Origin of the sequence: Flavobacterium fluviatile (assembly GCF_010645065.1) — a bacterium.
GTDB classification, from domain to species: Bacteria; Bacteroidota; Bacteroidia; order Flavobacteriales; family Flavobacteriaceae; genus Flavobacterium; species Flavobacterium fluviatile.
In genome coordinates this window covers 633,269-657,901 of sequence record NZ_JAADZW010000001.1, presented here as the reverse complement: position 1 = coordinate 657,901, position 24,633 = coordinate 633,269, and the positions used below count along the sequence as shown (strand labels likewise).

Sequence of the window (24,633 nt, the reverse complement as noted above, 5' to 3'; positions counted from 1 at the left end):
TTATTTTTAGATTTGTAGAATTGGTTTTTATTGAATAGCGAAGATAAATTTTAATTACTAAATTTTAAAATGAATTTCAGTGATTAACTACTTCAAGGTTAAGTTTATCATTTGTCTGTATATTACTACGCAACCATTTTAATAAAGTAACATCTTAATTATAAGTAACCTTAAAATATATAAAATGAAAAAAATTGGACTTTTACTTGTATTGCTTGTCTTTTTAGAGTCTTGTTCTAACGATGATTCAGATACTAAGAAACAACCTGATGTTATAAACTATTATGGAACATGGATACAGCATGCAGAATCCAGATTTGCAAATGATCCATCTTCAAAACAGTTTTCTTACATATTTAGAAAAGATAATACATTTTCGAAAATTAGAAGATATGAAAACATCAATACGACTCTAACGGGAACTTTTAAGATTTTAAAAAAAGATAATGTAACTCAGTTTATATTGACTTATCCAAAATACAATCCGTTAATTTCAAATTGTACAAATGATTTGATAGAAAGTTTTAATTTGGAATCAGTATATTTAATTGACGAAGCTCGTGCATGCGATCGTTCATATGTATTTAAAAAAATATAGTAAACGAATATATTTTAATTTCTAAAATTTCGCTGGTTTTTCTAACAGAGTTCTTATTTTCATGGCCAATATTTATAAAAAAGATGCCGATTAACTTTTAGATCTGGCTAAATAAAATACCATGAGAAAAATGGAAATTTGACATTAAGTGGCAGATGAAGATGATGAAGGGTAATAGTTTTTTATCTTTGACTCTAAATTCGATAAAATGACAACCCACTTAGCACTTTTACGAGGAATTAACGTTTCCGGCCATAACATGATGAAAATGGATGCTTTGAAAACAATGTTGGAGAATATTGGTTTTCAAAATGTACGAACCTATCTGCAATCCGGAAATGTTTTTGTTGATACACAAGAAGAAAGTGCATCAAAAGTAGGATTTATGATGAAGCAGGAAATTTTTAAGGTCTTTGGGCACGAAGTTCCTGTTGTTGTAATTACTAAAGAAGATTTGCAATTGTGTTTTAAAAACAATCCGTTTCTCAAAGAAAAAGATATTGATACAAAAAAACTCTACGTTGCTTTTATTTCAATAGCTTTAAAAAAAGAAAGTATAAATGATTTAAAAATTAGTCAGTTTAAACCTGATGAAGCAAGTATTGACGGAAACAGGATTTTTATAAAATATGCAATTGGTGCAGGAAAAACCAGATTTGACCAAAAATATATTGAGAAGAAACTCAATGTTACGGCAACCATCAGAAACTGGAATACGGTTACCAATTTACTAAATATGTATTCGGAGTAATTAATCCAAAAAGCAGAACTCAATTGAATTCTGCTTTTTTATGATGATTATTTTTGTGTTTTTTAGATTCTGAAAACTCCTCCAAATGATATAATTTTCTGAAAGAAGAAAAATTCCTGAAAAGCGCTGTCATGACTATCGGATGTAGTTTTAATATCCTGCATATTGATATATCCGCCCTTTAATTCTCCCTGAAGAAAAAAGTGTTTGTAGAAAGTTAAATTAATTCCCGCTTTTGCAGATACACCATATCCTGAAATGTGAAAATCATCATGACGCTCTTTTCCCAAAAGTTTGGTGTTGGTTTTAGGGTATAAAATCCCTCCGCTAATACCTTCTGTTAAGTTAATTTGAACTTTGTCAATGTTTGGGAGGCTAAACCATTTTGAAACATCATCATGTCTTGAAAATTCTGAATTGATGTAATTTAAACCATCTGTATGCTCGTAAGTTAAAAACGTTTCATCTTCAAAAGGAACAGCTGTGTTGTTGTAATTACCATTATGTATTGAACCGGCCTGATCTTCAGGCAAATTTATATCGCCTGTAACGTTGGCTGTCTGACTCTGCGTCATTACATATTTCATGTGGTCTACACCAATTGATATGCTGTAATGATCGCTAATAAAATAACCCAATTTAAGATTTGTCTGTGGTATTGTCATTCTGCAAGGATTGACATAATCAATGTTCCATCCTTTTGGTTTGTCATGCGCTTTCATATCATGAACAGTAAATTCATAATCTTTACCTCTGAAGGTTACATCAGATTTGGAGTAGCTTTCTCTATTTCCTCCCCATGAAACAAAAAATTTTCCTTTATTGTGTGCTGTGTATTTGTGTTGTATTGCGATTTCTTCCTGGGCAAATGTATTCACAACGAAACATATAAAGAAAAAGTGCAAGAATAAAAACTTATTTTTCAATGAATTATTTGGGATATTAAAATGAATTAACTGTTTTTCTGATGGCGACTAACCTGGTCATTAAGCCCTCAAAATAATCTAAATGCAGCATATTGGCTCCATCGCTTTTAGCATTTGCAGGGTCAAAATGTGTTTCGATAAAAATACCATCAACGCCTACTGCGATACCCGCCTTGGCTACAGTTTCAATCATGTCTGGTCTTCCGCCTGTAACACCCGCGGTTTGGTTAGGCTGCTGTAAAGAGTGTGTTACATCCAAAACGGTTGTTGCATATTGCTGCATAGTAGGAATTCCGCGATAATCAACAATCATGTCCTGATAACCAAACATAGTTCCACGGTCTGTAACTATAACATTCTCATTATTACAGTCTAATACTTTTTGTACGGCATGTTTCATACTTTCCGGACTCATAAATTGTCCTTTTTTCAGGTTTACAGTTTTTCCGGTATTGGCAGCAGCTACAACCAAATCAGTCTGGCGAACTAAAAACGCAGGAATTTGTAAAACATCAACATATTGTGCAGCCATGTCAGCATCTTCATTGGTGTGAATATCTGTTACTGTGGGAACATGAAACGTTTCTGAAACTTTTCGTAAAATTTTTAGAGCTTTTTCGTCCCCAATTCCGGAGAAACTATCAATTCTGGAACGGTTGGCTTTTTTAAATGAACCTTTAAAAACATAAGGAATCTGAAGTTTGTCGGTAATACCAACCAATTTTTCAGCAATTCTGAGAGCCATTTCTTCTCCTTCAATTGCGCAGGGACCTGCTAATAAAAAGAAATTACCACTGTCAGTATGCTTAATTTGTGGAATATGCTGTAAGTTCATATCTGTGATTTTTTGACTGTGCAAAGGTAGTTAGGATTTGCGATTTACAGATGATGATTTGTGATTATTTTAAGAAGTAATCTTAATTTAAAAACTATTCTAATAAAATGAGTCCTAAAAAACTCCTTTGAATAATTTACGATTCGAAATAAAAAAAGCCTTTAAATACTCAAAGGCTGTGAAAAAAAAAAATTAATGATGACCGTGTGCATGTGATTTAGCACTTTTTTTGCCAGATATTTTCTTAGCTTGTCCGGGAGGCATCTTTTTTGATTTATGATGTGTGTGTGAGTGATTGTGTGTGTGATGGACAGTACAGCTCAGCATGCTTACAATTACAAATAAAATAACCATTATTATAACGGCTATTTTAGTGTACCTGGAATTTCTCATAGGGTTATTTTAAATTTGGAATTGCAAATATAACAGTTATATTGCTATTAATTTATCTGTTGATTGTTTTAAATTATTATAAAGAAAAGCCCTGGATTTCCAGGGCTTTCTAATTTTTATGTAGAAAAATTATTCTTCTTTCATTGTATGATAAACGTTCATTACATCATCGTCTTCTTCTATTTTTTCAATCAGTTTTTCTACGTCGGCTATTTGTGCTTCGGTCAGTTCTTTAGTGATTTGCGGAATACGTTCAAAACCTGAAGATAAAATTTCTAATCCTCTGTTTTCCAGTTCTTTTTGTAAAGCTCCAAAACTTCCAAATGGAGCGTAAATTAAGATTCCGTCTTCATCCTCAAAAACTTCTTCAGCACCAAAATCGATTAGTTCTAATTCTAATTCTTCGGCATCAAGACCATTATTTGCAATTCGGAAATTACAAGTATGATCAAACATAAACTCGACAGAACCCTGAGTTCCCATCGTTCCGTTGCATTTATTGAAGTAACTGCGGATGTTGGCAACTGTTCTGTTATTATTATCAGATGCTGTTTCAATCAAAATCGCAATTCCGTGAGGAGCATAACCTTCAAACAAAATTTCTTTATAGTTGGCAGTATCTTTATTACTGGCATTTTTTATAGCACGCTCCACATTATCCTTCGGCATGTTGGCAGCTTTTGCGTTTTGTATAACTGCTCTTAATCTGGAATTGGCGTCTGGGTTTGGACCGCCTTCTTTAACAGCCATAACGATATCTTTACCAATTCTGGTAAATGTTTTGGCCATTGCTGACCAACGTTTCATTTTTCTTCCTTTTCTAAATTCGAACGCTCTTCCCATTACTAATTTTTATTTTGTGATGCAAAAATACAGTTATTCCTTATTTTTCCAAAATCATTCCTATTCTTTTTTGAATTATACTTATTGAGAAATAGTCAAAAAAATGTCTTATTCAAATTAAAGTTGCTAAATGTTGTTTTTAGCCCCGATTGCAGTGGAAATCCTTGCAAGCCAGTGTTTGGCTTGTAAGATTGAAACGAAAAGCGGGACAATTGTGGCTAAAAATGACTGAGGTTTCTGCTTCAAAAAGACAACAAAACTCTGCTTTGGATTATCTGAATTATTTTGAGGTATTAAATTCATTAATAATATTTACAGCTTCGTTTAGGTAAGGATTGGTTTTCAGGTTATCAATCTGATACTGATTTATTGTTTTTTCAGCGGGATATACACCAAGTAAAAATTGATTTACTGTTGAGTTGTAAACATCCAACGGATTATTTTCATCGCTAAATGTGTTAATTTCTTTCCATAATTTTTCCCTTATGGTTTTTTGTTCAAAAATTGAGTTTAGCGTCATTGGAACTTCAGTCTTTGGCACATTTATCATTGCGTCAATTTTTGAATTGATTTCCCTGATTTGTTTAAAATAGAAATTGTCAGCGAGCCTTGCTGAACTGTTTTTGGCTATTTTATCAATCAGACTTCTTTTTACATAGGGTTTATATTTTAATAAGGGAATTATGCTGTCGTTCTTGATGGCAGTTGGAAAACTACTTTCTTTTTGAAAAACATTTTCATAAAATTCCGGAAGAACAACATCTGGAGTAACGCCAGTGTTTTGGTGACTTTTACCCGTAACCCTGTAAAATTTATTAATACTGATTTTTAAAAAATCAGTAGTTGTATGTTCATCAAGAGGAACAATGGTTTGCATAGTCGCTTTTCCCAGTGTATTACTGCCTACTAATAAAGCACGGTTATAGTCTTGTAAAATTGAAGCAAAAAATTCACTTGCTGAAGCCGTATTGCTGTTAATTAAAAGTACAATGGGACCTTTATAAATCAAACCTCTGTACGGATCGTTAATTACAGATTTGTTTTGTTTGTTGTCTACAACTACCGAAAGTGGTCCATAATCGATAAACATTCCTGATAATCTGATGGCTTCTTCCATAGAACCACCGCCATTATTAATCAGATCGATTACTAGTCCATTTATATTGTCCCTTTCAAGTTTTATAACTTCACGGGCTACATCGTCAGCACAGCCTTTACGGTCATTCTCGTCAAGATCAGCATAAAAGCTTGGAATCTTAATATAGCCGATTTTACTTTCTTTTCCAATAATAAAGCTATATACCGAATTATCTTCGTCTTTCATTATTTGTTTTTCGATATAAACCTCAAAATTTTTACCTGAATTACGTTTTAAAGTAAGTGTTATTTTTTTATTTGACTCTGATAAGATCATGCTGGAAACAGATTCCAAAGATGCACAAGAAACGTGTAATGTTTCTTTTTGATTTGAAATTGAAACAATCTGGTCTCCTTTTTTAATCTGTCCGGTCTGAAAAGCAGGACCATTTGGATCCAGTTCTTCAATAATGATCTCATTTTTTTCATTTAATTTTAAACTTACCCCTAATGAAAAATGTTCTTTTGAAAGTGATGCTACAAAGCTTGATTTTGTATCATCGCTAAAGTAAGCTGTATGTGGGTCAAAATAGGCACAAAAAAAGTTATAAAAGCTTTCCTGTTGTGTGTCTTTTCGTTCTAAAATTGTATTAATCCTGCAAATTTCGTTTGAAAGAACAGTAGATCTTGATTGTGATTCTATCGATTTAAAATTTAATTTAAGTGAATCGAGATTGTTGCTTTTTTCTGCAATATCATCTAAAATTTGATAGCGAAGTTTTTTAAGCCAGACTCTTTCTAAATCTTCTTTTTTGAGGTAGAAGGTGAAAGCTTTTTTATAAAACCGAATGGTGTCTTTTTTATTGTATTCAATTGATCCGGCCTGAATTTTTTCTAACACGGCTTTAGTCCGTAAAAGGCCAGTTTTATATTTAGCTATTATATCGTATAAAAAGCTGCAATCACCTTTTAGGATTAGATCGTCTATATTTAAACGATAAAGTTTAGACATTTCATCGTATTCCGATTTAAAAAAAACATTTCGTGAGGGATCCAGTTCGTCCATTAGATTATCAAAAACATATACGGATAAACTGTCATCTACAGGTTTTGGTCTAACGTGCTCGTTTTGTATAAGAAAATTGATCTTGTTGAGTATTGTGCAAGTGTGATCACTATTTTGACAAAATAGGAAGTTAGTAATCAACAAAAATGCTACTAATACTTTTTTCATATTTAGAATAAATGAATATTAAATTTACGCTTAATTTTTCATTAATTGTTATATTTTTTCATATTATTCTTATATAAAAAATATCTAGGAATAAAAAAATGCACTACCATTCAGTAATGCATTTTATAAAAATCTGGTTTCAAAAATTTATTTTTTGTAAAAGGGCAATTTAACCACTTTAGCCGCAACATCATTTTTTCTGATTCTGATAAAAATATCGGAGTCAACTGCACTGTTTGCAACCGAAACATAACCCAAACCAATTCCTTTGCCCATAGATGGAGACATAGTTCCGGAAGTTACAATTCCAATAACATTTCCTTCCCCGTCAACAATTTCATAATCGTGTCTTGGCACCGCACGTTCCTGCATTTCAAAAGCAACTAATTTTCTGGTAACACCTGCTTCTTTTTGCTTTTTAAGAGCGTCTGAATTCGTAAAATCTTTGGTAAATTTCGTAATCCATCCTAAACCGGCTTCAAGGGGAGAAGTAGTATCATTGATATCGTTGCCGTACAGGCAGAATCCCATTTCTAAACGTAAAGTATCACGGGCAGCCAGGCCAATCGGTTTAATTCCGAAAGGAGCTCCGGCTTCAAAAACTTTATTCCAGATTTGCTCCACTTCGCTGTTTTTACAATAAATCTCAAATCCTCCGGAACCTGTATAACCAGTTGCAGAAATGATTACGTGTTCAATTCCTGCAAAATCGCCTACTTCAAAATGATAGTACGTAATCGCAGACAAATCAACAGATGTCAAAGACTGCATCGCTTCAACCGCTTTTGGCCCCTGAATAGCTAAAAGAGAATAATCATCTGAAAGATTCCTCATTTCAACTCCCAAATCATTGTGAGACGAAATCCAGTTCCAGTCTTTTTCAATATTCGAAGCATTTACGACTAATAAATATTGCTCTTCTTTCATTTTATACACAATCAAATCATCTACAATTCCGCCTTCGTTATTTGGAAGACACGAATATTGTGCTCTTCCAATTGTCAAAGTCGAAGCATCATTTGAAGTCACTTTCTGAATCAAAGCCAGTGCATTTGGGCCAGTTAATAAAAATTCCCCCATATGCGAAACGTCAAAAACACCAACACCGTTACGAACCGTTTCATGTTCAGCATTAACTCCTTCGTACGTAATTGGCATATTATAACCTGCAAAAGGTAGCATTTTTGCTCCTAAACCTTCATGTATGTGCGTTAGCGCGGTATTTTTCATTGTGTTGATGTATAAAATTATGTTGCAAATCTATTCAAAAAATATCGAATCCGAATAGCATAAATTATAAATTTCGCAATGTTTAGGAGCTGTTTCCTGTTATTCGCTATATCTTTCTGTTTTTAAAGAAAAAACAAAAAGGATGCCGCTGCTCCCAGGGCTAAGGAATCGTTATAAACAATAATCTATGATTTAGGTTTTTTAATGTAACTTTAGTATATAAAAAGTATCGCGATGAAGTCTCCGTTTTTAATCACAAAAGAAGAAATTCTAAAATTCTACAAACCTGTAAATCCATTGACACATAAGGGGCTTCAGGGGCATGCGGTGCTAATTGCCGGAAGTTATGGTAAAATAGGGGCAGCAGTTCTGGCTTCAAAATCCTGTATAAAATCGGGTTGCGGTCTGGTAACTGCTTTTACTTCAAAATGTGGTTATCAAATTCTTCAGATCTCAATTCCTGAGGTTATGGTAGTTACTGATGAAAACCCAAACTTTATTACTAATATTCATCTGCCGCTAATTCCAAATGCAATAGGTCTGGGGCCGGGAATAGGAAAGGAGTTGGGAACGCAAAAAGCTTTGTTTGAATTTTTAAGAACAAATAAAGTCCCTTTAGTTTTAGATGCTGACGCTTTAAATATTCTATCAGAAAATAAGGCGTGGCTTGAATTAGTACCTGAAAACACAATTCTGACTCCACATCCAAAGGAATTGGAGCGTCTGATTGGCAAATGGGATTCTGAATCTCAGAAGTTTCAAAAAACAGTTGCATTTTCAGAACATTATAAAGTAATTATTGTGATGAAAGGAGCTCCAACTTACATTATCAGTCCGGCAAGGATTTACCAAAACACTACCGGAAATGCCGCTTTAGCAACCGCCGGAAGCGGTGATGTGCTTACCGGAATTATCACCAGCTTGCTGGCACAGGATTATGAACCTGTTCAGGCAGCACAATTAAGTGTATTTCTTCATGGTCTGACAGCGGATATCGCTTTACCGCAAATGGGTTATCAGTCTTTTATTGCAACTGATATTATTGAAAATCTTGGAAAAGCATTTTTGATCCTTGATAATTAATTTCATTTACTCTTTTTTGATATATCTTTCGAGGTTTTCTTTTTCTATTTGAGCAACAAAAAATATAAAATCTTCAGAATCATTATTCTCTAATAATTTTAAATACTGTCTTTTATTTTCATCATTCCCTTTTATATTTACAATTGGATATCCTTTTTGCATTAAAATCAGGTTCATTATCAGTCTGGACGTTTTTCCGTTTGCATGATTAAACGGCTTAATTTTAAAAAGGCGAAAATGCATTTCTGATGCCAAAACAACTGGGTGCAGTTTGTTTTTATTGATTTCGAACCATATAAAATATTCTTCTATTTCTTTAGGAATGCTAAGTTGTTTATCAGGCGAAGCAGGCTCTTTATCACTAGCAGTTGCAATTTTTCTGTAATTTCCACTTTCAGGATTTATTCCTCTCTGAATTAAATTATGTATAGACAAAAGATCACGTTCATAAAAAGAATTGTTTTGCTGTAAATCTTTTAAATAACGAATAGCTTCCTGATGGTTTACAGCTTCCAGATGCTCTTTCATGCTTTTACCTGATATCGTCAGACCTTCGTTAATTACCATTTCGGTTTCCTTCAGTGTCATGGTATTTTCATCTATACGATTACTTTCAAAAGTATATTCCAGTGCTGTTTTTTGTAAAATTTCATTAAAATTATTTTGTGCAGTTGTGTCGAATTTAGCCTTTAGCCAATCAATTTCTTTTAGGATTTTTTCTAATGCGCCCGATAGTTTTATTTTACTTACCGACTTCCGGTATTTAAGTTCTTCTTGTGCAGCTGTAAGAGCCATTAAAGCTAATTCTTCATTTTCAATTTCATGCAAAATTTTTTCCTTGAGCCAGCTGGTCATTATTTTTTCATAATCAATTCCTAAAAGTTCTGCTAATTTTAAAACTTGCTCCCTGGTGGGTTGTCGAATGCCATTTTCGAATTTACTGATCAATGCCTGATCAATATTCAGAATTTGTGCAACCTCTCTTGTTTTTAGACCTTTTTGTTCTCTTCCATTTTTAAGAAGTGATTTCATAGTGAAAGCATTTATTGTCTTGACTAATTTTGTCATAAAAAAAATAAAAAAAAGAGCAATATTATAAAAACATTGCTCCTGTAATACTCATTATTTAGGAGGCAGCGTACCGTCTTTTCGCATTTCTTTAATTACCGTCTGCATTATGGCATCAACTGTTTGCCCCAGATCTGTAACATATTCTGATTTTGTTGTTCCGGTCCAGATTAGTTTATTTGCTTTTAATGAAAAAACATTTGTTTCAACCATATAAGCTGTTGTTTCCTGATAATAGCCCGGGTCATAGAACATTGGAGAGTACATTCCATACCAGTTACCAAAACCATAGCCGTACATTCCTCCATATATTCCGTCAAATCCGCCATAATAAAGACCGGTATTTGTTCCAGGAACATAAGTGGTTTCCTTTTCAGTACTTACCAGACGCATGGTAACCACACCATCAAAGTTTTCATCATTTAATATTTTCAGCTTTTGGTCCTGGGTCAGTTGTAAGTTAGTACCATTAAGATACTGATAGGAAGTTTTAAAAATAGGATTTGCCGCAGCAATTCTGTTTTCGGCTGTTCTTCTGGAAGCTTCGTCTTTTAAAAGAGCAACAACCAGAACTTTTTTAAAATTTTCCTGGGCAACGGTTATGTTTGGGTCTCGCCAGCTGTTGACAATTGATGTGTTGCTTCCACAACTAAGAAACATAAACACAAAAACTAATAGTAAGCACTTTTTCATATTTATTGATTTAAATTCTATTGTAGTAAATTTAATAATAAAATATGATAATAGTCTAATTATAAGCTTTTTTTATTCGGTCCAAATCCCTTTTGGTATCCTGCTCTTTTAAAGATTCACGCTTGTCATAATTTTTCTTTCCTTTGCAAAGTCCAATTTGAAGTTTGGCCAGGCCTTTCTCATTTGTAAATAATTTAAGCGGAATAATAGTAAGCCCTTTTGCCTGAACGCTTTTATGAAGTTTTTTTAATTCTTTTCTGTTCAGAAGCAATTTTCTCTCACTTCTTGATTTGTGATTAAACTGGTTCCCAAAAGAATATTCTTCAATGTATGTATTAATTGCGAAAAGTTCATTATTGCTAAATTCGCAGAAACTTTCGGTAATATTAGCTTTTCCTAAGCGGATTGATTTAATTTCAGTTCCTGCCAAAACAATTCCGGCAGTATAGGTGTCGATTATTTCATAATCAAACCTGGCTCTTTTATTAAGTATATTGACTGTTTTTAACATAGGAAGACAAATTTAGCAACAAATATATGAAAGAGCAATTGTTTTTGTAGAAATGATATAAATTTGCAATATGGAAAACCAAAAATCTAAAGACCCTTTACACGGTATTACGCTTCAAAAGATAGTAGAAAAACTGGTGGATTATTACGGTTTTGATACTCTGGGAGAATTAATTCCCATAAAATGTTTTAATGAAAACCCCAGTGTTAAGTCCAGTCTGACTTTTTTGAGAAAGACCGACTGGGCCAAAAAAAAAGTAGAAAATCTGTATATTAAATCACTTTCTAAGTTTGGTGAAAATTAATTTAGTTTGTAAGAAATCATTACACCTCCTCCATACGGCAGATATTCACTGCTTTTATTCCAGTTTTTTACATTTTCATATCTTCCTGGAGTTCCATCATTATACAGACCTTTATAAAATCCCTGATGCCAGCCTCCCCTGATAAAAATATCTAATATAAATTTATCGCTAAGTTTTTTATTGTATCCTAAAGTTGCACCTATTCTATATCCCATACCTTTTTCATACATGTTGGTATCCCAATAACCCCATTTTTGAATTTTATAAGTATCAAATCCGGAATGGAATCCTGCGTAAAAGCCATTGTATTTTTCTTTAAAATGATAACGGATCTCAGGAGTGTAAGTATAAAATTCCATTGGATTTTTGCCATCAAATGATTTCCAGAATGAAGCCATAACATCGAAGCTAAAAGTAGTTTTCTCACCAATACTCGTTTCCACGCCAACATTTGGAACAAGAACAATGGCTGTAACGGCATTGAATTTCAGATAGGTCTGGCTTTGAACATTTGATGAAATTATAATAATGGCAAATAAAAGAATTTTTTTCATTCAATCCAGACATTTAATAATAAGATTATTCTCGTTTTATTCCGCAAATATAGAATTATTAGATTTATGATTTAGCGTTGAAATAACCTAAAGTTATATAAAGACTTTAATAAGATTTTATTTATCTAATAATGAGTATATTACCTTGTCCAGAAATTTGCCTTCATAGAACTCACATTCTTTCAAATGGGCTTCTTTGATAAAATTACATTTTTGTAAAACTTTTTCAGAGGCAAAATTTTCCGGATCGATTACGGCTTCAATTGAGTGTAGTTTTAAATCTTTAAAACCATACGTAATCAATCGTTTTACTGCTTCAGTAATAATTCCTTTTCCATGAAATTCAGGAAGCAGCATGTAACCAATTTCGGCACGATAATTTTCAGGCTGCATTCTGTAATATCCAATAATACCTAATAATTTACAGTCTCCTTTTAAAGTAATTCCCCAATTGATTCCTGCATTTGAGATGATTTTTTCTTCAATCATGGCTATATGCTCCAAAGCATCTTCAGTTGTTTTTACCAAAGGTCTAGGAATATATTGCATCGTTTCCGGATTAGAACGCAATTCGAAAATCTCCTTTACATCATCTTTTGTGATTTGTCTTAAGAGCAGGCGGTCTGTTGCTATGACCGGAAATGGTGTAAAATTAAAATTCAGCATATCTCATAATTATAGTTCATTTAATTGATGACTGTTTCTTCTGAAAAAGATTAGCTGAATTAATAAAGACAAAACAATCGTTAAAATAGCACCTATAAAATTTAGCCACAAATAACCTAATTTTTCCTGACCACTCGGGTAAACATAAATCATAAAATAATAAATGATAAAGATGGTTAACTGACTGATAATTGCACTGCAGAACATTGACTTTGCCTCGACACGTTTCAAATAAAAACCAACCAGGAAGATACCCAAAACAGTTCCGTAAAATATGGATCCAATAATGTTTACCAATTGAATTAAATTCTCAAACAATGTTCCGACACAGGCAAAAAGTATGGCGACAATTCCCCAAAAAAGCGTGAAGAATTTGGTAGCATTCAGATAATGTTTTTCAGATTTTTCTTCTTTAAGATTTCGTTTATAGATATCTATTGCTGTTGTTGATGCTAATGCATTTAATCCCGAAGCAGTTGATGACATCGCCGCTGATATGATAACGGCCAGTAATAACCCAATAAGCCCCTTTGGCAGATAGTGTAAAATGAAATGGAAAAATACATAATCCTTATCATTAGTCTCACTATTGCTGTCGGCTTTAGAAATAATTTCTTTCGCACGGTCACGCAAATCTTTTTCTTTGTTCGATAGTGTAACTAACTCTTTCCTTAGAATGGGATTATCATAATCCTGATTCAATTGTTCGATATACAAAAGATTAATTACTTTTTTGTCTTCTGAAAGTTTATTTAGTTTGACTTCCAAAGCATGATATTCATCTTTATATTCTGATTTTTCAATAATTATCTTGTTATTCGGATTAAAGTTCAGTGGTACAGGATTGAATTGAAAAAAAACGAATACCATAACCCCTGTCAGCAATATAAAAAACTGCATGGGAACCTTTAATAACCCGTTCATGATTAATCCCATCTGACTTTCCTTAACAGATTTACCTGATAAATAACGCCCTACCTGCGACTGATCTGTACCAAAATAAGCAAGCATCAGGAAAAATCCACCTGTAATTCCGCTCCAAAAAGTATATCTTTCTTCCGGATCAAAAGAAAAATCTACAATATTCATTTTGTCATTGGCACCGGCAATATGCATGGCACTTGAAAAAGTCATATCTTGTGGCAAATAATGCAGAATCAGAAAGAAAGTGATAAACATCCCGGACATAATGACAAACATTTGCTGCTTTTGAGTCACATTTACCGCTTTTGTTCCTCCTGAGAAAGTATAAATTATGACCAATACACCAATAAATATATTCATCAAAGTTAAGTTCCAGCCTAACAGAGTTGATAATATGATGGCCGGGGCATAAATAGTTAAACCAGTTCCTAATCCCCTTTGTACCAGAAATAATATAGCGGCAAGTGAACGCGTTTTTACATCAAATCTTTTTTCGAGAAATTCATAAGCGGTAAATACTTTAGTTTTATGATATAAAGGAATAAAAGTCAGACAAATGACAATCATGGCGATTGGCAATCCAAAATAAAACTGAACAAACCCCATTCCGTCATGATAAGCCTGCCCCGGTGTAGATAAAAAAGTGATTGCGCTTGCCTGTGTTGCCATTACAGAAAGCCCAACAGTGTACCACGGCGTTTCATTATTCCCTAAAATAAAATCTTCAACATTTTTACTTCCTTTGGTTTTCCAGGAGCCATATCCTACAATAAAAAGAAGAGTAACTATCAATACGATCCAATCAAATAGCTGCATAGTTTACGAATATAATTGCATGATTAAGAAAAAAATAACGATATAAACCGCATTGGCTACCAATACATAAGTGTAGCTTTTTTTCCATCTTTTTTCTTTTTTGGCTTCCATGTTTAATTTAGTTTTTTAATTCCTGTTTTGGAGCTTCTACAGGCTGTTTTAGCGAAATAATATTCGAAAGTAATCTGTAAGCTCCTGAAACACCTTCGGGCAGTTCCCTGAAAAAGCTCAAACCGGTATAAATATAATACCCTTTTCCATAGGGAGCGACCAGCAAAGCCCCTTTTTTATCTGTTTCTCCCTTGTCATGTGATGAAATAATTGGCGTAAAAGCTGGATCATATTGATTAGGGTAATATAAGCCTTGTTCCTGGGTCCAGCCTTCAAAATCTTTTGTAGTAATTTTGTTTGGTGTGTTCAAGACCGGATGATTTGGTGCCAGAAAAGTGATTTTTGCATTTTCCTCCGTAACGCGGTCATTAGAAAGTTTAAGAGGGTAGGGAGCAATATTATCCGTTATTAATCTTCCATTTGTATTGTACTGCACAATCATGGTTTTACCACTTTTTACAAAATCAAAAAAAATTGGCTGTTTGTTGGCCAAAGCATTTACTGTATTGTAAGCACGAACTCCGGTAATGACAACATTAAACTGGTCAAGCTTCTCGGGTGTAATTTCTTCAGGTTTCAAAATAGTCACTTTGTAACCCATCTGAACGAGGCTTTCCGGAACTTCATCTCCTGCACCCATAATATAACCAATGGCATCACCTGTAGTTTTTAAATCAATTCTGATACATTTTGATTCGGCTGATTTTAAAACCAGTTGTTTCGTAATGTGATTGAAATCAATAATCGTCTGATCCTTGTCAAAAATCTTGTTTTCCATTATAACTACACTTTTTGCAGCAACTTCTTCAGGGCTGGAAGGAGGGATGACTTCAAAATAAAAAGTCTGTTCCATGCCTTTTTTATCTAAAGCAAACGGAATCTGTTTTGGTGAAACTACCCAGCTTTTAGGCAGTTCCAGCTGTAAGTCACCTTTAATTCCGTTTTTGCCGGCACGCACTTTAACCGGAACGAGTTTGCTTTTGTTGTCCTTAAAAATCAATACTTTTTCAAGGATTGAAGAGGTAACTTCCGGTACGATATCCAGAAAATTATACATTTCGCCTTTCACGCCGTCATTGTATTTATAGACAACAGTTCGTTCAAACGGAATATCAACACCGTCAATTCTGATATTAAAAATAACTTTTACATCTCTGATAATGTCCGGAATCCCGATAATTTCCTGATTCGAAACCGTGTACATTCCAACACTGGCTTTTTCTTTCAGCCAATACGGCTGAGTGTATTCCATAGTTTCAGGAAGCTGAATTTCGAGTTTGAATCGCTGGTCGTTATTGTTTTTTAAGAAGAGCTTATATTTAACCGTGGTTTTGTTATCCGGTAATGAAGTTAAGCCTGTCAGCTGCATTTCAGCTGAAGATCTGTTGATTGCTTCAATATTTAGCTTAATAGTGCTTCCGGGTGTAGCTTCCTGTTCTTCAGCAACAGCTTCCAGATATAATCCGGCACTGGATGCGATGATATTTTTTATAGCCTCAGATTTTAAATCTTTCCAGTGTGTGTCTTCCAATTCCTGAATCATTGAATACGCCTTCACCAAATCCGGAATGCTTGCAGAAGGATTACTGAAATTATAATTGGCAATAATCTTTGAAATCAGTTCGCCAATTGGTTTACCATCTTTCACACGATTCCAGGAGGTATCTATTCCGTCAAATAAATCATCACGGTTTTTAGGTTTTTCGCCATTAATCAGTTCCAGGTATTCTGTTTCATCACCTCTCGCTCCGGTACTTCCAAAACCCTGCGATTGGTGACAGCTGCGGCTTAAAGCAGCAATTTCCTGATTCGATTTTCCAATTCCGGCATAATAAACACCGGTTTGCAGGGCGGTATATTTCGATTTGTCTGCAGCATCAAATTTTTCCTGACTTCCAAAAAACCACCAGGACGGATTAAAAAATTGTCTTTTTACCTGCCATGGCTGTACATATTTAAGCTGTTCCGGATATATTTTTACATCATTCGTTAATTTATAACTATCTACACTCAGCATGGCTGACGAGGTATGATGGCCGTGAGTCGTTCCCGGCGAGCGATGATCAAAACGGTTGATAATCACATCCGGCTGAAATTTCCGGATTGTCCAGACTACATCGGCAAGGACTTTATCTTTATCCCAGATTTTTAAAGTTTCATCAGGATTTTTCGAAAATCCGAAATCATTCGCACGCGAAAAAAACTGTTCACCACCATCTATTTTTCGTGCTTCAATCAGTTCCTGAGTTCTGATCACGCCTAATAATTCACGCAGTTGCGGGCCAATTAAATTCTGGCCTCCGTCGCCACGCGTCAATGACATATACCCCGTTCTCGCATTTACCTCATTCGACAAATACGAAATAAGGCGTGTATTTTCATCATCCGGATGCGCTGCAATGTATAAAACAGAGCCCAGAAAGTTTAATTTTTGAATTTGATTATAAATTTCGACAGCATTAGGTTTTTGAGGCTGCTGGGCAAAAGAAATTTGAATACTGATAAAAAAAAGTAAAAATAACTGTGTTTTTCGCATAGCGTGATTCGTATTTTTGAAAGAGTCCCAAAAATAGTAATTAAATCTTTGAACCGTAATTAAATGAAATGTTAATGTTGATTTTTTTAATGAGAAGCTATTTCCAGCTGTACGCTATATCTTTTGTGCCGAACCCCGGCACAAAAGGATGCCGCTACCATCTGGGCTAGGGCATTTGGTTTCATAAAGTTATTTAGAATGTTGTTTGACGATTTGTAAGAAATAATAAATATATTTGAAAAATTAATACGAAACAAAACATGCGCATATACACCTAAATTTGGATGTATATACGCTATTTTATAGCGAGTAAAAACAAGTTAGTGGCAACCTTCTGACGTAAACCTCTAAACAACAAATTAAAGCCGAAAATGAACGAAATAGAACTTTATCTTTTCGCTTATAATGACAAAATCAAAAAAGAAGGAATTCTAAATAAGCACGATAAAAAAATTGATGCAGAAGATTTCTTTTTGAGAATTTTTAAAAAGGTTTATAACTTTCATAAATTAAATAATCTGAATTATGAAAAACCAAATGCTCCTGGAATAGATTTATTTGAAGACATAAAAAAAATCGGGATTCAAATTACAGCAATTCAGAGCAATGAAATAAAAAAAATATCTGAAACAAAAAGACTTACATTAAGTAATTGGAAGGAAAAAGGCATAAAAGAGCTTTGGATTTTTTTATTATTGAAACTAACTATTTAAAAAGTATCGACACCTCAATTATAGAAGAAATTGATGGCGTTAAAATCCATACTAAAACCATTAAAAATTTAATTGGTGATATAAATCAATATTCTAAAGAAAAGAGATTTGAAATTTATGAATTAATAAAACAAGAAGTAAGTGAAGAGTTTTATGGTTTGTCCAAATTAGTACTTTTTAAAGAAATTGAAAAAAATCAAAAATTTGATGAGACAAATTATTTTAATAAAGAAGATTTAATATATTTCAGTAAAAAGGAACAACGTAAAATTGATAGTTTAGCTTACAATTTTACAAATGATATTATAGAACAATATTGCATTTTAGGTAATCCTTGCAGTGGAAAAACTACAATTGCTTATGCAATAATTCAAAAAATAAAAAATAAAAAAATATTTTATCTTAATCTTACAGAACCAATTTTTGACTCATCAAAAATTCTTGAAGAATTAATCCAAATATCTCATTATCATTCTTTAGTGATAATAGACAACATTCACGATGACATTAAATTATTTTTAAAAATAAAAGAAAGACTATCGAAATTTAAATGGATTAATACACTTTATTTATCACGCTACTATAAAACATTTGATGAAGAATACGAAAATAGCATTTATGATAAAATTGGAGAAATCAAATTTTACAGAATTGATCTAAATGAAAATTTAGAAGAAAAAATTTCAGGTATTGTTTCAAAAAAAATTGAATCATTAAATAATCAATATCCAAATATTAATTGGTACAAAGGAGATTTTAATGATATTCTAAAAAACGCAAGCAGTAATCTTTTAAAACTAAATATTGCATTAAAGATTTGGGAAAATAAAAACAAAAAATTAAATAATATAACGTTTGATAAAATTAAGAACGATAGTATTTTAGAGAGTTTTTATGAGGAACATAATCTAATTGAAGTTGAGAGTGATTCTCTTAATACATACTGTCTTTTATTTAAAAATGACATTCCATTTATCTTATTGAAAGGGCAAAAAAAAATAGATGATAAACTAAAAGAAAAAGGAATAATTTTAAAATACTCCTCAAGCGATTATCATTATTTCCCACATAAAGAATATGCAAAATTAATATTCGATTCTATTTCATACGTAAATGAGAATATAGATTTAGAAAAAAAATCAGAATTAATAATCAATTATATTTCAAAATTTAATAGACAAGATTACTCATTAAATATTCATCTTTTGCTTAATAAATTCTTTAATTCAGAAATTTTAGAAGAAACAGAAATTGTAATAAGCATTTTAGAAAATGAAAAAATAGAGCAAATAATAATAGAATCATTTTCAACAAACATTAAAGAATTTGAAGTAAATTCTTTAATTACAATTCTATTTAAACTTTGTACTCGAATTGATAAAATAAAATTATCAAAATATTACAATTTAATTATAACTTATCTAAATAGAAATAAACTTAATTTATTTCTATTTCAGGATTATATGAATTATTCTAACCTAATACAGATTTCAGAATCATTATCAATTGAATTACCATTTGAAAAAATTATAAATGTATTACCCGAAAATGAAATTGTAAAAACAAATTCCATTGTAGAATTGACATTGAGAATAAGCAAACAAAGTAGAAAACCTGAAACAGTATATAAAATATTAAATTCTTTTCACTTTCCTGAGTGGTTAGAAAAGATTAACAAACTTCCAGGCTTTTCAAACATAACAAATTCACTTTCGGAATTAAATACTTCAAGTGAAACAAAAAAACTTGTTTATGGTCTAATCCGAAAATTGGATTGGAATAAACTAATCGAGAAAGCTCAAAAGCAAAAAATAGATCAAATTGCAAAATCTTTAAGAGAACTTCAAAAAATTGATATTTCTGTAGGTACAAATTCTTGCACATTTATTTTCCATCAGCTTATTGAAAACAATACAATAAATCAAAAATTATTAAATTCTTCTTTATCTGAATATTCAAAAGCATTATCTGATTTATCGAACATAAATTCTGAATCAGCCAAAATGTTTTTATCAAATGACTTAAAAAATGGAATTCTAAAAAACAAATTATTAAGTGAGAATAGTTTTTCAAATTTTAGAGCAAGAGTTTTAGAATTGAAGCGACTTTCAAATCAACCTAAAGAATTTATTTTAATTGTTAGTGAAGTAACTAATAAAAATGAATTCATAACAAAAATTGAAACCGAAAAAGATATTAATTCACTTCTTTCATTTTATGAATTTGCGAAAGAAAATTTAAATATTAAAAATTCTCAAACAATTCAGATTACAAAAAAAGTAATTGATGAAATTGATTCGAGTAGCTCAATTATCGAATTAATAAGAAATCCAAAAATATTAAAAATTAAAGGTTTTGATAAAAGTATTATTTTATCAATTACACCAGAAGAAATTGATGACTATATAAAATCAAAGAAAATTACATATTTAGAAGATATATTTAGAGTAATTTCAGATTTTAATATTGATAAATCGATTAGTGTTTTTAGTCAACTTAAAAATGAATATTTAATAGCTTCGCTATTAAATATCGATTTAAATATGTCTCAATCACTTGAGGTTTTATATAGATTAAAGAATAAAGTTGATAAAAATGACAAACAGAACTGTAATGAAAAAGTTAGCTATTTGCTTGATGAATATTTAAAAAAATACACAAATATTGAAAGGCGTTATAATAAGTTAACAATCAGTGATTTTTTAAAATCATTTTATTTTAGTTATTCAATAAATCCGGAAATAACTGAAAAACATTGTAAAACTGATTTATTAAACAAATTGCAAAAAAACAATCATAAAGGTTTTCAAATCGGTCCATTATTTCAAGCCGTAAGACGCATTTCTGAAATAACAAATGGAAAATATGATACCGAATTACTAACATTTTTAAACAATAATAGTGACAATTTTATATTCACAATTCAAAACGAAGATGTTTTAAAATCACTTTCAGGCTTATTCGAATTACACAAATGTATATTCAAAATATACGCAGACGAATTATTATTCAAATGTAGAAAATCAATTATTCTAAAATCAAATCAAAGAAGAAATGATAAAATATTTAAAGATAAAATAATTCCTGATTTAGAGAAAATTGGTTTTGATAAAGCAAAAGTGATTATAAAAGAATTGAGAAAATAGAATTTCGTAAAAATAAAGGCAGCCACTAATTGAGTAAACGGCTCCGCTCCCAACGGAACGGAGTGCGCCTCTCACAACACCGGGTTCTTCGGCTTAGCTCAGGATAAACCAAGCGGTCACATACCCGGCGGTTCGCAAAGTGATGGGTTAAGTTCAAACCTCGGTCAGGGATTGATAACCCCGCTGTTTTAGGCGTTTTAAGGTAATGGTGGTACTTAAAATCGGACTCTGAGCAATTGCATACGACCTCACAGATTTATGCACAACGATAGCGCAGAAATTGTATTCTATAACGGCACAGTAATCCTAAGAATAATACTTCTTCCTAAACCAAAAAGCAGCATTCACAAGGGCAATCAAAGCAGGAACTTCGACTAAAGGACCAATAACACCTGCAAAAGCTTGTCCGCTGTTGATTCCGAAAACACCTATTGCAACGGCAATCGCCAGTTCAAAATTGTTTCCCGTGGCTGTAAAAGCTATAGCAGTACTTTTCGAATAATCAGCACCAAAATACTTTCCGGTAAAAAAGCTGATAACAAACATAACAGCAAAATAAATCACCAAAGGAATCGCAATTCGAAGTACGTCCATTGGAATCTGAACAATCAATTCTCCTTTTAAGCTAAACATAAGCACAATCGTAAATAACAAGGAAATCAGGGTAACAGGAGAGATAAACGGAACATATTTATTCTGAAACCATTCTTCTCCCTTAAGTTTTATAAGGCTATAACGACTTATGATGCCAAGCGCAAAAGGAATTCCTAAATAAATGCCCACACTTTCTGCAATTTGCCCAATACTTATATTCACATTAAATCCTGTATAGCCAAAATAAGGAGGCAGAACAGTGATAAAAATATACGCATAAACACTATAAAGCAAAACCTGAAAAATACTGTTCAAAGCGATTAACCCGGCAGCATATTCACGGTTTCCGTCAGCCAGGTCATTCCAAACCACAACCATAGCAATACAGCGTGCCAAACCAATCAGTATTAAGCCGATCATGTATTCCGGATAGCCTTTTAAAAACAGAAGTGCCAGCAAGAACATTAAAATTGGCCCTACAATCCAGTTTAAAAATAAAGATGCTCCTAAAACTTTTGTGTTTTTAAAAACTTCTCCCATGTTTTCGTATTTTACTTTTGCCAGGGGTGGATACATCATCAATATGAGTCCAATTGCCAGCGGAATATTGGTCGTTCCGCTGGAAAAGGAGTTTATGAAATTTCCGCTTGACGGAATAAAATAACCTATAGAAACGCCAATTATCATGGCAATAAATATCCATAATGTTAGAAATCGATCTAAAAAAGACAATTTTTTTCTTTCTGCAACTGGCGTACAATGATTTATAGTCATATTTTTTTTATTTGGGAGAAAACGTAAAATAGTTCACCAGCAATCTGAAGACTGCGTTCCTGATATTTCTCAGTTTGCTGTGGTGTATTGTCAAAAGCTTTTGGATCTTCAAACGTAATGGGGATCCGTTTTTCTGCTCCCGCTATAAACGGACAGCCTCCGTCTGCCTGAGAGCAGGTCATGATTGCGGCAAAACCACTTTCAGGATTAAACCCATCATCGTACGTTTTTGAAAAACCTATAATTGCTGATTGATTTTCAGCAAATTTTATGGCGTAAACCGGATTACTTTCTTCAGAAAGTTTTTGAATTTTAAAACCTGTTTTTTCTAAAACTTCAGCTACTTTCGGGAACAGGGCTGTAGCTTCTGTTCCGCCCGAATAGCAAAAAACATTTTTTATTCCGTAATAATGTGCTGCTGTTTGCGCCCATACTTGCGACAAATGACTGCGTCTGGAATTGTGAGTGCAAATTAGGTTCAGGCGAATGTCTTCCTGATTCGCTACTTTTAGCTGAATATAATCAATTAGTGGTTGCAGCGTGTTTTTGCGTTCCGGGGTTATGTCATTAAATTTAAATAAGGACACGATTTTTTCAATTTCAGGAAATAAGATTTCTTTGTTAGGCATATTTATTTGTTTAAAAAATTAGCAGCACCCTCCGCCCGGAGTACATGAATTAGCGTTTTCAGTACTAAGCTGAGGAAGATTTAAACTGGATTTTTCTGTAGGTGCTCCGCAATTTTCCTGAGCTAAACACGCTGTTTGTTTATTAAGAAGTTGAAAATTTTCACCATTGAAACCCAAATCATATTTTCCAATCGTAGTAGTGTCCTGATATTCGACTTCAATTTCAAAATTTTCAATTCCCAAAACTTTTTCAGAAAGTTCTATAATGTGAATCAGTTTTTTTGGTTTTAAACGATGTTCGAAATCGTTGGCGTTCCAAAGCTGAAAGTTGACTACAGTCTCTTTACGGACAGTTCCTCCACAATCAATAAAGTTTTTAGTTATTAAACCTACTTCTGTAACATGAAAATGCTCCGGTACAAAATTTCCGTCCGGTAATTGAAAATTTACTGTTTCTACAGTATTCAATAGGGTTTTGATTTCTGATAGTTTCATAATATAAATATTTAAATTATTTATTGCAATATTGCGATATGATATGCTAAAAAAAATGTTTAGCAACATTTTTGATCTGTGAGTGTGAGAATGATTTTAGAAAAATAATCTTTTATAATAGTGAGTGTCTTTTCATCAATACAGTAACAAATAGCATTGCCTTCTATATTGCCTTTGATGATTCCGGCATTTTTTAATTCTTTCAAATGTTGGGAAACGGTAGGCTGCGCAAGCGGAAGCTCGTTGACAATATCTCCGCAGATACAGGTATCTACTTTCAACAGATATTCAATAATAGCAATTCTGGCAGGATGTCCTAATGCTTTTGCAATCATGGCAATTTGATTTTGACTATCAGTGAAATGTTCTGTTTTAGTTGCTCCCATATTATTATTTTTATATTGCAATATTACGATAAATATTTATTTAAAAAAAACTGATTTTACTGTTTTTTAATATTTAAAGATATAGTTAATCAAATTCCATTTTTAAGATATAGAAAATAATAACAAATATCATTCAAAACACATTCTTCACATTTGGGTTTTGGCCTGCAGGTTTCCCTGCCGTGAAATGAAATGGCCATGCCAACTTCTGACCAGATATTTTTGGGCAAAACTTCCATCAGTTGTTTTTCGACTTTGTTGCCGTCCTTGTTTTCTTTTACAATGCCAAGTCTCGGGGCAACACGAATCACATGTAAATCGGTAATTATGCCTTCTGCGGGCTGATGTGTTTCTCTTAAGATCACATTGGCAGATTTTCTTCCTAAACCTTTCAGAGCTGTAAGTCCATTTAGGGTAAGCGGGATATCTTTATCGTTTTGAATTGTTTTGGCAATTTCAAGAAGCCAGTTGGTTTTGGTAGCGTGATTGCGAACTTTACTGACGTAAGGTATAAAAGTTTCTGAATCTGTTTTTGAAAGACTTTTTAGGGTTGGAAACTCAGCAAACAGGGCAGGAGCGATGTTGTTGATATTCGCATCAGAATCCTGAGCAGACAAAACCACCATGACCAATAGCTGATAGGTATTTTCATAGTCTAATGGGTGTTTTTTACCTTTGTATTTTTTTAAAATAGGTTTTAAGTCTTGTCCCCAATTTCTCGTTTCTTCAAATAAATCCATGGC

At 32.6% G+C, this 24,633-nt stretch carries 24 protein-coding genes; 6 read left to right on the top strand and 18 right to left on the bottom strand.

Translation table 11 applies throughout. The features are described 5' to 3' along the window. The first annotated feature begins 184 nt into the window (after positions 1-184). Positions 185-598 carry a hypothetical protein gene (locus GXM17_RS02360; RefSeq protein ID WP_163397673.1) on the top strand — a complete coding sequence of 138 codons (414 nt, stop codon included), beginning with the start codon at positions 185-187 and terminating at the stop codon, positions 596-598. Between the two features lie 208 nt (positions 599-806). Further along, positions 807-1,349 carry a DUF1697 domain-containing protein gene (locus GXM17_RS02355; protein WP_163397672.1) on the top strand — a complete coding sequence of 181 codons (543 nt, stop codon included), beginning with the start codon at positions 807-809 and terminating at the stop codon, positions 1,347-1,349. Between the two features lie 62 nt (positions 1,350-1,411). On the opposite strand, the gene GXM17_RS02350 is transcribed toward GXM17_RS02355, so the two are convergent. The 6 genes from GXM17_RS02350 to gcvT form a co-directional block, all read right to left on the bottom strand. Next, positions 1,412-2,275 carry a hypothetical protein gene (locus GXM17_RS02350; protein WP_163397671.1) on the bottom strand — a complete coding sequence of 288 codons (864 nt, stop codon included), beginning with the start codon at positions 2,273-2,275 and terminating at the stop codon, positions 1,412-1,414. 16 nt (positions 2,276-2,291) lie between these two features. Continuing rightward, positions 2,292-3,110, bottom strand: coding sequence for a 3-deoxy-8-phosphooctulonate synthase (gene kdsA, locus GXM17_RS02345; RefSeq protein ID WP_163397670.1), 819 nt, complete (start codon positions 3,108-3,110; stop codon positions 2,292-2,294). 192 nt (positions 3,111-3,302) lie between these two features. Continuing rightward, positions 3,303-3,503 (bottom strand): hypothetical protein, encoded by a 201-nt coding sequence (locus GXM17_RS02340; protein ID WP_163397669.1) that lies wholly within the window; start codon positions 3,501-3,503, stop codon positions 3,303-3,305. Positions 3,504-3,632: 129 nt separating this feature from the next. Further along, on the bottom strand, positions 3,633-4,346 hold the full coding sequence (locus GXM17_RS02335) for a YebC/PmpR family DNA-binding transcriptional regulator (protein WP_026729302.1): 714 nt from the start codon (positions 4,344-4,346) through the stop codon (positions 3,633-3,635). Positions 4,347-4,626: 280 nt separating this feature from the next. Next, the gene (locus GXM17_RS02330) at positions 4,627-6,657 is read right to left on the bottom strand and encodes a carboxy terminal-processing peptidase (RefSeq protein ID WP_163397668.1); all 2,031 of its coding nucleotides are present in this window, start codon (positions 6,655-6,657) and stop codon (positions 4,627-4,629) included. Positions 6,658-6,804: 147 nt separating this feature from the next. Next, positions 6,805-7,887, bottom strand: a complete 1,083-nt coding sequence (gene gcvT, locus GXM17_RS02325) for a glycine cleavage system aminomethyltransferase GcvT (protein ID WP_163397667.1) — start codon at positions 7,885-7,887, stop codon at positions 6,805-6,807. A 234-nt stretch (positions 7,888-8,121) separates the two neighbouring features. On the opposite strand from gcvT, the gene GXM17_RS02320 reads away from it, so the two are divergent. Next, positions 8,122-8,970 carry an NAD(P)H-hydrate dehydratase gene (locus GXM17_RS02320; protein ID WP_163397666.1) on the top strand — a complete coding sequence of 283 codons (849 nt, stop codon included), beginning with the start codon at positions 8,122-8,124 and terminating at the stop codon, positions 8,968-8,970. 6 nt (positions 8,971-8,976) lie between these two features. Here GXM17_RS02320 and GXM17_RS02315 read toward each other — a convergent pair whose 3' ends face one another. From GXM17_RS02315 to smpB, 3 genes are all read right to left on the bottom strand, one after another. Further along, positions 8,977-10,002, bottom strand: a complete 1,026-nt coding sequence (locus tag GXM17_RS02315) for a Fic family protein (protein WP_163397665.1) — start codon at positions 10,000-10,002, stop codon at positions 8,977-8,979. A gap of 90 nt (positions 10,003-10,092) precedes the next feature. Further along, positions 10,093-10,731: a hypothetical protein gene (locus tag GXM17_RS02310; RefSeq protein WP_163397664.1), complete on the bottom strand. Its 639-nt coding sequence runs from the start codon at positions 10,729-10,731 to the stop codon at positions 10,093-10,095. Positions 10,732-10,786: 55 nt separating this feature from the next. Continuing rightward, positions 10,787-11,242: an SsrA-binding protein SmpB gene (gene smpB / locus GXM17_RS02305; RefSeq protein ID WP_163397663.1), complete on the bottom strand. Its 456-nt coding sequence runs from the start codon at positions 11,240-11,242 to the stop codon at positions 10,787-10,789. A 70-nt stretch (positions 11,243-11,312) separates the two neighbouring features. Here smpB and GXM17_RS02300 point away from each other — a divergent pair, with 70 nt between their 5' ends. Continuing rightward, on the top strand, positions 11,313-11,546 hold the full coding sequence (locus GXM17_RS02300) for a VF530 family protein (protein ID WP_163397662.1): 234 nt from the start codon (positions 11,313-11,315) through the stop codon (positions 11,544-11,546). Here the strand turns inward: GXM17_RS02300 and GXM17_RS02295 are convergent. The 4 genes from GXM17_RS02295 to GXM17_RS02280 all read right to left on the bottom strand — a co-directional run bounded on the left by GXM17_RS02295 (position 11,543) and on the right by GXM17_RS02280 (position 17,153). Then, complete coding sequence (locus tag GXM17_RS02295) at positions 11,543-12,100, bottom strand: DUF3575 domain-containing protein (RefSeq protein WP_163397661.1); 558 nt, start codon at positions 12,098-12,100, stop codon at positions 11,543-11,545. The genes GXM17_RS02300 and GXM17_RS02295 overlap by 4 nt on opposite strands. 117 nt (positions 12,101-12,217) lie before the next feature. After that, positions 12,218-12,766 carry a GNAT family N-acetyltransferase gene (locus tag GXM17_RS02290; RefSeq protein WP_163397660.1) on the bottom strand — a complete coding sequence of 183 codons (549 nt, stop codon included), beginning with the start codon at positions 12,764-12,766 and terminating at the stop codon, positions 12,218-12,220. A 9-nt stretch (positions 12,767-12,775) separates the two neighbouring features. Continuing rightward, positions 12,776-14,506: a sodium:solute symporter family protein gene (locus GXM17_RS02285; RefSeq protein ID WP_163397659.1), complete on the bottom strand. Its 1,731-nt coding sequence runs from the start codon at positions 14,504-14,506 to the stop codon at positions 12,776-12,778. Between the two features lie 118 nt (positions 14,507-14,624). Then, on the bottom strand, positions 14,625-17,153 hold the full coding sequence (locus tag GXM17_RS02280) for a PIG-L family deacetylase (protein WP_163397658.1): 2,529 nt from the start codon (positions 17,151-17,153) through the stop codon (positions 14,625-14,627). Positions 17,154-17,524: 371 nt separating this feature from the next. Here GXM17_RS02280 and GXM17_RS02275 point away from each other — a divergent pair, with 371 nt between their 5' ends. Next, positions 17,525-17,866 carry an SMEK domain-containing protein gene (locus GXM17_RS02275; RefSeq protein ID WP_163397657.1) on the top strand — a complete coding sequence of 114 codons (342 nt, stop codon included), beginning with the start codon at positions 17,525-17,527 and terminating at the stop codon, positions 17,864-17,866. Then, positions 17,806-21,012, top strand: coding sequence for an AAA family ATPase (locus tag GXM17_RS02270; protein WP_163397656.1), 3,207 nt, complete (start codon positions 17,806-17,808; stop codon positions 21,010-21,012). Before GXM17_RS02275 ends, GXM17_RS02270 begins: the two co-directional genes overlap by 61 nt. A 306-nt stretch (positions 21,013-21,318) precedes the next feature. On the opposite strand, the gene arsB is transcribed toward GXM17_RS02270, so the two are convergent. The 5 genes from arsB to GXM17_RS02245 form a co-directional block, all read right to left on the bottom strand. Further along, on the bottom strand, positions 21,319-22,380 hold the full coding sequence (arsB, locus tag GXM17_RS02265; protein WP_163397655.1) for an ACR3 family arsenite efflux transporter: 1,062 nt from the start codon (positions 22,378-22,380) through the stop codon (positions 21,319-21,321). Continuing rightward, positions 22,377-23,009, bottom strand: a complete 633-nt coding sequence (locus tag GXM17_RS02260; RefSeq protein WP_208796405.1) for an arsenate-mycothiol transferase ArsC — start codon at positions 23,007-23,009, stop codon at positions 22,377-22,379. Before GXM17_RS02260 ends, arsB begins: the two co-directional genes overlap by 4 nt. A gap of 18 nt (positions 23,010-23,027) precedes the next feature. Continuing rightward, on the bottom strand, positions 23,028-23,504 hold the full coding sequence (locus tag GXM17_RS02255) for a DUF6428 family protein (RefSeq protein ID WP_163397654.1): 477 nt from the start codon (positions 23,502-23,504) through the stop codon (positions 23,028-23,030). 59 nt (positions 23,505-23,563) lie between these two features. Continuing rightward, a complete protein-coding gene (locus GXM17_RS02250) occupies positions 23,564-23,890 on the bottom strand; it encodes an ArsR/SmtB family transcription factor (protein ID WP_163397653.1) in 327 nt (108 codons plus the stop codon). Between the two features lie 89 nt (positions 23,891-23,979). Continuing rightward, positions 23,980-24,630 carry an endonuclease III domain-containing protein gene (locus GXM17_RS02245; protein ID WP_163397652.1) on the bottom strand — a complete coding sequence of 217 codons (651 nt, stop codon included), beginning with the start codon at positions 24,628-24,630 and terminating at the stop codon, positions 23,980-23,982. Positions 24,631-24,633 lie beyond the last annotated feature (3 nt).

Bases quoted from the DNA above. Each gene is read 5' to 3' on its own strand.
- GXM17_RS02360 (WP_163397673.1), top strand. From the start codon at position 185: ATGAAAAAAATTGGACTTTTACTTGTATTGCTTGTCTTTTTAGAGTCT.
- GXM17_RS02355 (WP_163397672.1), top strand. From the start codon at position 807: ATGACAACCCACTTAGCACTTTTACGAGGAATTAACGTTTCCGGCCAT.
- kdsA (WP_163397670.1), bottom strand. From the start codon at position 3,110: ATGAACTTACAGCATATTCCACAAATTAAGCATACTGACAGTGGTAAT.
- GXM17_RS02340 (WP_163397669.1), bottom strand. From the start codon at position 3,503: ATGAGAAATTCCAGGTACACTAAAATAGCCGTTATAATAATGGTTATT.
- GXM17_RS02335 (WP_026729302.1), bottom strand. From the start codon at position 4,346: ATGGGAAGAGCGTTCGAATTTAGAAAAGGAAGAAAAATGAAACGTTGG.
- GXM17_RS02330 (WP_163397668.1), bottom strand. From the start codon at position 6,657: ATGAAAAAAGTATTAGTAGCATTTTTGTTGATTACTAACTTCCTATTT.
- gcvT (WP_163397667.1), bottom strand. From the start codon at position 7,887: ATGAAAAATACCGCGCTAACGCACATACATGAAGGTTTAGGAGCAAAA.
- GXM17_RS02320 (WP_163397666.1), top strand. From the start codon at position 8,122: ATGAAGTCTCCGTTTTTAATCACAAAAGAAGAAATTCTAAAATTCTAC.
- GXM17_RS02315 (WP_163397665.1), bottom strand. From the start codon at position 10,002: ATGAAATCACTTCTTAAAAATGGAAGAGAACAAAAAGGTCTAAAAACA.
- GXM17_RS02310 (WP_163397664.1), bottom strand. From the start codon at position 10,731: ATGAAAAAGTGCTTACTATTAGTTTTTGTGTTTATGTTTCTTAGTTGT.
- smpB (WP_163397663.1), bottom strand. From the start codon at position 11,242: ATGTTAAAAACAGTCAATATACTTAATAAAAGAGCCAGGTTTGATTAT.
- GXM17_RS02300 (WP_163397662.1), top strand. From the start codon at position 11,313: ATGGAAAACCAAAAATCTAAAGACCCTTTACACGGTATTACGCTTCAA.
- GXM17_RS02295 (WP_163397661.1), bottom strand. From the start codon at position 12,100: ATGAAAAAAATTCTTTTATTTGCCATTATTATAATTTCATCAAATGTT.
- GXM17_RS02290 (WP_163397660.1), bottom strand. From the start codon at position 12,766: ATGCTGAATTTTAATTTTACACCATTTCCGGTCATAGCAACAGACCGC.
- GXM17_RS02285 (WP_163397659.1), bottom strand. From the start codon at position 14,506: ATGCAGCTATTTGATTGGATCGTATTGATAGTTACTCTTCTTTTTATT.
- GXM17_RS02280 (WP_163397658.1), bottom strand. From the start codon at position 17,153: ATGCGAAAAACACAGTTATTTTTACTTTTTTTTATCAGTATTCAAATT.
- GXM17_RS02275 (WP_163397657.1), top strand. From the start codon at position 17,525: ATGAACGAAATAGAACTTTATCTTTTCGCTTATAATGACAAAATCAAA.
- arsB (WP_163397655.1), bottom strand. From the start codon at position 22,380: ATGACTATAAATCATTGTACGCCAGTTGCAGAAAGAAAAAAATTGTCT.
- GXM17_RS02260 (WP_208796405.1), bottom strand. From the start codon at position 23,009: ATGCCTAACAAAGAAATCTTATTTCCTGAAATTGAAAAAATCGTGTCC.
- GXM17_RS02255 (WP_163397654.1), bottom strand. From the start codon at position 23,504: ATGAAACTATCAGAAATCAAAACCCTATTGAATACTGTAGAAACAGTA.
- GXM17_RS02250 (WP_163397653.1), bottom strand. From the start codon at position 23,890: ATGGGAGCAACTAAAACAGAACATTTCACTGATAGTCAAAATCAAATT.
- GXM17_RS02245 (WP_163397652.1), bottom strand. From the start codon at position 24,630: ATGGATTTATTTGAAGAAACGAGAAATTGGGGACAAGACTTAAAACCT.